This window comes from Advenella sp., assembly GCF_052108595.1.
In the GTDB taxonomy this organism is placed as follows: Bacteria; Pseudomonadota; Gammaproteobacteria; order Burkholderiales; family Burkholderiaceae_B; genus Advenella.
Map to the genome: position 1 here is coordinate 1 of NZ_JBQEAU010000151.1, position 8,349 is coordinate 8,349.

The 8,349-nt window shown below is 52.1% G+C and carries 7 protein-coding genes; all 7 read left to right on the top strand.

Annotation, left to right across the window (positions count from 1 at the left end; genetic code table 11):
* On the top strand, positions 1-1,631 hold a 1,631-nt coding region (locus ACTIKR_RS19135), incomplete at its 5' end, for a YadA family autotransporter adhesin (protein WP_442328712.1).
* Between the two features lie 66 nt (positions 1,632-1,697).
* On the top strand, positions 1,698-2,543 hold the full coding sequence (locus ACTIKR_RS19140) for an OmpA family protein (RefSeq protein WP_442328713.1): 846 nt from the start codon (positions 1,698-1,700) through the stop codon (positions 2,541-2,543).
* A 475-nt stretch (positions 2,544-3,018) separates the two neighbouring features.
* A complete protein-coding gene (locus ACTIKR_RS19145; protein WP_442328715.1) occupies positions 3,019-4,179 on the top strand; it encodes a CaiB/BaiF CoA transferase family protein in 1,161 nt (386 codons plus the stop codon).
* 32 nt (positions 4,180-4,211) lie between these two features.
* Positions 4,212-5,180 carry a Bug family tripartite tricarboxylate transporter substrate binding protein gene (locus ACTIKR_RS19150; RefSeq protein ID WP_193086703.1) on the top strand — a complete coding sequence of 323 codons (969 nt, stop codon included), beginning with the start codon at positions 4,212-4,214 and terminating at the stop codon, positions 5,178-5,180.
* Positions 5,181-5,187: 7 nt separating this feature from the next.
* Positions 5,188-5,979, top strand: a complete 792-nt coding sequence (locus ACTIKR_RS19155; protein ID WP_193086704.1) for an enoyl-CoA hydratase — start codon at positions 5,188-5,190, stop codon at positions 5,977-5,979.
* Positions 5,980-6,091: 112 nt separating this feature from the next.
* Positions 6,092-7,003 carry a LysR family transcriptional regulator gene (locus ACTIKR_RS19160; RefSeq protein WP_370540144.1) on the top strand — a complete coding sequence of 304 codons (912 nt, stop codon included), beginning with the start codon at positions 6,092-6,094 and terminating at the stop codon, positions 7,001-7,003.
* A 1,066-nt stretch (positions 7,004-8,069) separates the two neighbouring features.
* On the top strand, positions 8,070-8,349 hold a 280-nt coding region (locus tag ACTIKR_RS19165), incomplete at its 3' end, for a metallophosphoesterase (RefSeq protein WP_442328714.1).

The window sequence follows — 8,349 nt, forward strand, 5'->3', positions numbered from 1 at the left end:
TCGGGGACAAAAACTTCTCAAATGTGAACGACGCGCTGGGTGATCTAAACACCACTCTGGCAGCGACCACTACTGAAGCATCTAAAGGATGGAATCTGCAAGCCAATGGAGATACTGCAACGAAAGTGGCGCCTGGCGATACCGTTCAGTTCATTGATGGCACCAACATCGATATTATCCGAAACGGTAATGAGATCACCATCGCAACGGTAGCAGACCTCACCGCAGATAGCCTGACCTTCAACAACGGTGGTCCTGTGTTGAGCAGCACCGGTATTGACCTGAGCGACAAAAAGCTAACTAATGTGGCAGCAGGTACGCTGTCAGCAGACAGCAAGGATGGTGTCAACGCCAGCCAGCTGTTTGCGGCTGGTAGTAGCACAGCGGCCGCCTTCGGTGGTGATAGTACCTTCGATCCTGAAACGGGCGAGGTCAAAGCCGGATTGAAGATCGGCGATAAACTTTTCACGAGCGTCAATAGTGCTCTGGACGCGATCAATAATAATGTTGGCACAGTCGCCAGACGCAGTTGGGACATTGCAGGCGCCGACGGGATTGTTGCGAATGTGGCTACCGGCGGACAAGTTCGGTTTGTTGCGGGCAATGAGTATACCAAAGTGGGCGTAACTCAGGATAACGGTGTGTCCACAGTGAGTGTGTCTGCTGCCAGCTCGCCATTACAGTATACGCAGGCCAATCAGGCGAATGGCAAAAACGACCCCATCGCCGATCCGTTTATCAAGACCAATTCCGTAACATTGGTTGGGCAGGACACAACTGCGCCAGTGAGCTTGAACAATGTGGCCAGGGCTACGCTTTCGGCTGACAGCGTGCAGGCAGTCAATGGGCAGCAACTCTATGGCCTTGGCCAAAGTATTGCAAGCACGTTGGGTGGCGAGACACGCTTTAATGCTGAAACCGGGCAGCTTGATACGACAATTCGTATTGGTAATAATTCCTACCGCAACGTAGCGGATGCGCTCAGTAGCATTGGCGAAGCTGCCGATCGCGGATGGCAATTGCAACTGAATAACGATACGCCGCAGAATGTGGCAGCGGGTTCTACGGTTGGCTTCAACCAGGGAAGTAATATGCAGCTGACGCGCGATGGTAACCAGATTACGGTTGCCACAGTGCCGAATGTGACGTTCGAGTCGGTAAAAACCGACCGGGTGGAAGGCGATACGATCTCTGCCAAATCATACCTGGGCGTGATTGATGGCCCCGCTTTGACCCAATCTGGCATTGATGCAGCCGGCAAACCGATCACGAATCTGAAGCCAGGTGAGATTGCCGAGGGTAGTACGGATGCGGTCACTGGCGGCCAACTGCATAGTCTGGCAGGTGGTACGGCTGCGGCCCTTAATCGTCTGCAAGGCAATCTGGATCGTGTAGCCAAGGATGCCAATGCTGGCAGTGCAACAGCGGGTGCCATGGCAAACCTGCCACAAGCCTACTTGCCAGGCAAGAGCATGTTTGCCCTGGCAACCGCGAGATACGTTGGCCAGCAAGGCTTTGCGGCCGGTTTATCCAAGGTATCCGAAAACGGCAATTGGATTATCAAGGGTAGTGTAAGTGGCAATACACGTGGCAAAACGATGGTTGGCGCGGGTATCGGGTATCAATGGTAAACCAGTAAATCTTGGGACAGTCCCGGTTTCGGCCGGGGCTGCAGATTAACAGATGGATGATGTTGGATGAAGATGAAATATTCCACAAGCAAACGTGTAGTTGCAGCAATGGTGATGGTTGCCAGCCTTGTTCTGGGCGGATGTTCCTCGCTGAGTGAAGTCACGGCGGACGGCACAACGGAAAAGCCCGTGTTTCCAGATCCACGTAAAGTAACTTTCGACAATGATCAGGGTACATTCCCGAATCGTGACTCACTCAAGCTGGTCAAGTCAGGAATGACCAAAGACCAGCTGTACCACCTGTTGGGACGCCCACATTTCCAGGAAGGATTCTTCGGCGTACGAGAGTGGGATTATCTGTTTCATTTCCGCACCCCCGGAAATGGAAGGAACAGGGTCACTACCTGCCAGTTCAAGGTGGTTTTCGATAAAAATTATCATGCACAAAGCTTCTTCATGCGTCCTGTTGGCGATCCGAACGATATGTGCACGCTCAACTCGGATAAACAGATGCAGCAGTTTGATCTTTCTGCCGATGGCGTGTTTGCTTTCAATAAAGCAGACCTGACGAACCTGACTGCCTCCGGCAAGAGTAGATTGCAGGAGATAGCACGCGAAATTGGACAATTAGGCGCTATAGAGTCTATTCAGATAACAGGCTATACCGATCCTCTGGGTTCAGCAGCCCACAACAGCATGCTGTCTGAGCAGCGGGCTATGACAGTCAGGCAATATCTGGAGACACTGGGCATTCCTGCCGGCGTGATGATTGCTCGAGGCGCCGGTGAAACCACGATGTTTGCACAATGCGACCAGCGTATGGCTAAGGTGACGTTGATTACTTGCCTGGCGCCAAACCGTAGGGTAACGCTCAAGGTTACAAGCGCTGCGAATCCACTCGCTGCCAAATAGCGATCTGTGCGAGCAAACAGGCCACAAGGCGCTTACACAGCGTTACTACCGGCAATCGTTGCGCAAGGCACTTTGTTGGTAGACAACCGGGGTAACACCGGCTATCGTGTACTTGGATATTGAACGTGGCAGGCTGGACGTGTAGGATAGGCCAGTTAAGAACAAAAAGGCTCAATTGCAAGGTTATTGCAATTGAGTCTTTTTGTTTCAATCAATGTATTGCTGCAAGTGTCTTGCTGTTTAGCCCACAACTGCCCGGTGAACGATGTGTTCACCTTTATCCTTTGTTTTCTGGGGCTAGTTAAATATCGGCTGGTGATTTCGCGCAGCACATCCTGGCCGATGGTGACAAATTGGCTTTGATTGAATCCGGATTGAAATATTCGAACGCCCCTGTCGAAAATTTGAACTGGATCGGACGTGAGTGGCTACGCTAGACTGAATCCACGTTTGATTTTGTGGATTGAGAACTTTTATGCTGGCTGGCGCGTTAACGGGTATTCGGGTTGTCGACTTGTCCCGGATATTGGCAGGACCCTGGTGTACTCAGAATCTGGCCGATTTGGGGGCAGAGGTCATTAAAGTGGAGCGGCCCGAGTCGGGTGATGATACCCGTCAGTGGGGGCCACCGTACCTTGAAGCCGAATCCGGTGAGTCGATGTCAGCCTATTTTATGTGCTGCAACCGGAATAAAAAATCAATATGCCTGGATTTCAAAAATGCGCCTGACCGGGAAAAGCTCCTGGAGCTTATTCGTGGCGCCGATGTCCTGGTTGAGAACTATCGGGTTGGTACCCTAAAGCAATACGGCCTGGACTACGAGAGTATCAGGCACATCAATCCGCGCCTGGTGTATGCATCAATCACTGGTTATGGCCAGACGGGCCCGAAATCGGCCAGGCCGGGCTACGACTATATATTTCAGGGTCTGGGCGGACTGATGAGTTATACCGGGCATGCTGATGGCGAGCCAGGTGCAGGTCCGCTACGCACCGGCGTTGCTGTCGTCGATATTACAACTGGCATGTATACCACCTCCGCCATATTGGCGGCGCTGTTTCAACGCCATGGTACCGGGCAGGGCACGTGGCTGGACCTGGCCTTGTTCGATGTGGCAGTGGCCATGAATGCGAATCAGGCTGCCAATTATCTGATCTCTGGAGAAAACCCCGCTCGTAGCGGTAACGCGCATCCGAATTTGGCGCCCTATGAGGTCTTCAGGGCAAGCGATGGCTATCTGATTCTTGCCGTTGGCAATGATACCCAGTTTGCGCGCTTCTGCGCATTCTGCGACCGAAGCGAGCTGGCAGAGGATCAGCGGTTTTCGACCAATAGCGAACGCATCCGAAATTTGCCTTCGCTCAGAGCTGTACTGGCAGACATTCTGCTTGTCGAACCCAGAAGTTACTGGACTGCGGCACTGGATAATCTTGGCATTTCCTGGGGAGCCGTCAATACGCTTGAAGACGTTTTCGCGGATGAGCAGGTCCGCCATCGCCAAATGCTGCAGAGCGTTGTTCACCCCCAGCTGGGGCGGATTCCATTGATCAGGAATCCTATGCTTGCACCCGGGTCAACATCGTGTTCCGTCCCACCGCCTTTGTTGGGCGAGCACACCAAAGCAGTATTTGACTAAACCGAAACAGATAACAGTTAAGGAGACATACAGTGAAAATATCCATTTTGACATACGGCCTATGTGCAGGCCTGGTTACGGCAGCTTTGCCAGCCATGGCCGCTTTTCCTGACAAGCCGCTCAAGCTCATCGTTCCCTATGCGCCGGGCGGCACGACCGACCTGATCGCCCGAATTGTGGCGTCCGGGCTTGGTGATGTTCTGGGGCAGCCTGTGGTCATTCTTAACAAGCCCGGAGCGGGCGGGGCGATCGGCAGTGCGGCGGCCAGCCGTGAGGCGCCGGATGGCTATACGCTGGTGATGGCGGTGGAAAGCTCCCATAGCGTGAATCCCAGCGTCCAGAAGCAACAGATGTATGACCCGATCAAGGATTTTGCACCGATCAGCAATCTGGCCAATGTGCCTGGTGTACTGGATATCAGGACGTCTACCGATATAAAGACATTCGATCAATTGGTCAAGCAACTGAAGGCCAATCCGGAGAAATTCTCATTTGGTTCATCCGGCAATGGCGGATACAGCCATTTATTCGGAGAAAGGTTTCTTAAAGCGACCAACAGCAAAATGCTGCATGTTCCGTACAAGGGGCTGGGACCGGCGCTGACGGATTTGCTGGCAGGTCAGATAAATGTAGTGTTTGATAACTATCCATCGTCGGCCGGCCAGTTGGAAGCGGGAAAAATCCGTGCGCTTGCGGTGGCTTCACCCACCCGGTTAAAACAATTGCCAGATACACCTACTTATGCAGAGGCTGGTTATCCGCAATTGAACACGCCATCATGGTTTGGTCTGGCCGCGCCGGCCGGGGTTTCCGACGCGACACTGGATACATTGAACAGTGCAGTGAAGAAGACGCTGTCCGATCCGCAGGTTATTGCTGCCTTGCAAAAACAAGGAGCGATTCCAGCTTATACGACACGCCAGGAGTTTGCGAACATCATCCGTGATTCGAACGTGCAGTGGCGGGCCATTGTAAATGACATTAATTTTGAAAAACTGTGAGTATGAAATGACAACAGCAACCGAATACGCACACGCCTCTTTTTCGATAGACGAGCAGGGGATAGGCACGCTTTGTATTAAAAACGCCGGTACGCTCAATATATTAGGAACACCGGTCGTTGCATCTTTGCTGGAGGCGCTTTCTGATTTGAAAAACAACCAAACCCTTCGCGTGCTGATTCTACGTGGCGACGCTGATAAGGCGTTTATAGCCGGCGCAGATATCAAGGAAATGGCAACGTTTGACAAAGAGCATGCGGTAGCATTCATTGACCTGCTGCGGCAACTGTGTGAGGCGGTACGACTTCTTCCTGTGCCGGTTATTGCACGGATTCCGGGTTGGTGCCTGGGCGGCGGCCTGGAGCTGGCGCTGGCGTGTGATTTGCGTATATGCGCCGCCAGCGCCAATTTGGGGATGCCGGAGGTCAAAGTGGGTATCCCGTCCATTATTCATGCGGCACTGCTACCGCGCCTGATTGGCGGCGCACGGGCGTCCTGGCTGCTGTTGACCGGCGAGGTGGTGAACGGGCAGCAGGCGCTGGACATGGGTCTGGTTGACGCAGCGGTCGCGCTTGCAGATCTGGATGCGCACATGCTGCAGGTAGCGACTGGCCTGGCCCAATGCGGGCCGCAAGTGCTTGCCCAACAAAAGCGCTTGCTGCGCGAATGGCAAAACGAACCGTTGCAGACGTCAATACAAAATAGCGTTCGCGAGTTCGGAGAAGCGTTCGATACCGGCGAACCACAAAAATACATGGGCCAATTTGTAAAAGACAAACAGAAAGGCAAGTCTGCGTAGCTGATGTCGCGGTCTGCCATCGGGCCACCTGATACCGAGTTTCTCTTTTTGGTTTGACGTAGCCAGTACAATAATATGTTAACTGGCATATTTCAAACGAAAAGGAGCGCTTGTGCGCTACGAATTAAAAGATCTCCGTCTTTTTCTGGCTATCGTGCAAGCGCAGAACCTGTCTACCGGTGCTGAACGCATGCATATGACTGCATCGTCAGCCAGTTATCGGCTTAAGAATCTGGAATATACAGTGGGCAGCGCGCTGTTTTTGCGTACCCCCAAAGGCATGATATCCACCCCAGCGGGCGAGGTACTGACCAAGCACGCCAAGAAGTTGCTTGCAGAAGTTGAAACAATGCATGCAGAGTTAAGTCATTATGCAAGTAATTTGCGGGGCAGTATCCGACTTCTGGCAAATAGCAGTGCGCTCAATAGTTTCATCATCCCCAGTGTGACGCGATTTCTCACTTCAAATGCAGGCATAGATATTGATCTGAAAGAAAAAGAAAGCCTGACAATAAGCCATGCGATCGTCGAGGGCCAGGCCGATATAGGCGTGGGTGCTGATCTGGAACAATTGCCGGGTCTGATGCGCGAGCTATATGCGATTGACCGGCTCGTCTGCGCGGTTTCTCCTGACCATCCGTTGGCAAGCGCGAAAACCGTTGCCTTTGAGGATGTGCTGACCTACGATCTGGTCAGTATGGATCATAGCAGCAGCAATTTTCACTTTCTGGCCAATCAGGCCAGGCTGACGGGCAGGCCCATGAAAACCCGGGTGCATGTCCATAACTTCAGTTCAACAATTTATATGGTTGAGTCGGGTGTGGGCGCAGCCGTTGTGCCAGCCAGTGTCGTGGCCGAAAGCGAACGCAATGGGCGTGTGGTGCCGCTGGCCATAAGCGATACCTGGGCAGTTCGCCACTTGTATCTGGTCAGAACCGTTGCTTCGGAAAAAAATGAACTGGTAAGGGAGTTTGCCCAGATCTTATTGAATGACCCCCAGATCGTGGCTGCGCGTATGCAATAGCAAAGCTATTTTTTAACTTATTAATTTAATTATTATATTTAGGGAAAATTGCCATTATTCATCCCCCGGAATGACCCAAATCAACCTTTGAGTCGCGCAGCGTAAATCCTGTTGTGGATCATAAAATCTGTTTTTTGGTCGACAACGAGATCAGACGCTAATTGATGAGCTTCAAATAGTTCTTCTTGAAAATGTTGAGGGGCACGTAGCGCATCACCGTGCTTACCGCAACAGGACGTATGTCTGGTTGCCATTTATATAAAAGTGATGCTTCACGACTAAGAAGAGGTGTAGTGTTTGTGCGTTGGTACAGCACTGTCTGTGCCCGACTGGCGGAATCATTGGCAGTGCTGCGGTCGCCGATATGTTATCACCCAGTTCTGAAACCTTGCCACGCCTTCGCGTTACCAGCGGTGATGACCCCGGCCGCGATAGCCACGGTCTCGATGATCATAATGGGAATGCCGGTCAGAATAGCCGTCGCGGTCAAACCCTCGTCCACCTCGACCGTGATCGTGAACGATACAGCCCGACAGAAGAATGAGTGATAAAAAAATTGCGGTTGTGCTAAGCAGCTTCATATTTGTACCCCCGAACACAGGTTATTACCGCTTTGATCATAAGGCAAGATGCGGGGTAAGCGTTTTTCTAAACCGTTAACGACATTTCAGCGTGTTACTTGGCGAACCGACTGCAGAGTGTGCATGCTTCAGGATGTTTCTCCGGGATTCAATGCCATTTCAGTTGTGATCGGTTGAACGGGCGTCCCTGTGATAATGCCAGAGGCACGTGCTGCAGATTACAGGATTTAGTGGCCGGGATTGATTGCCCACGGCCTGTTACCCGAAGCAGGGCAGTGCTGGCTTTGTTCCGGCGCTGCCGATAAGCGATATGAAATCGGTAAAATAGGCGTTCTGGGAACGACGCGATCGCAACCGCGTGGCGCAAAATTTTGGAGCGATCAGCCTTTGTTTGCGCCTGATCATGCCCATTGGTCCCCATGAATATGTGCAATCTCGTGTCGATTTCTGAAAGAATCCTTTTATTCACAGGCAGTAAAAACACAATGAACTTGCTCCATTCCTATCAACCTATCGTGACGCTCCCGTCTGCGTCCCTGGATATTATTGGGGACGTTCATGGTGAATATGAAGCGCTTAGTCTACTGTTGCATTACCTGGGTTATGACAGCCTTGGCCGTCATGCGGCGGGTCGTAAACTGGTCTTTATTGGTGATTTATGTGACCGCGGGCCCGACAGCCCTGCGGTGGTCAGGCTGGTGCAGGGCATGGCCAATGCCGGGAATGCCATTTGTGTTTTGGGTAATCATGAACTGAATATCCTGC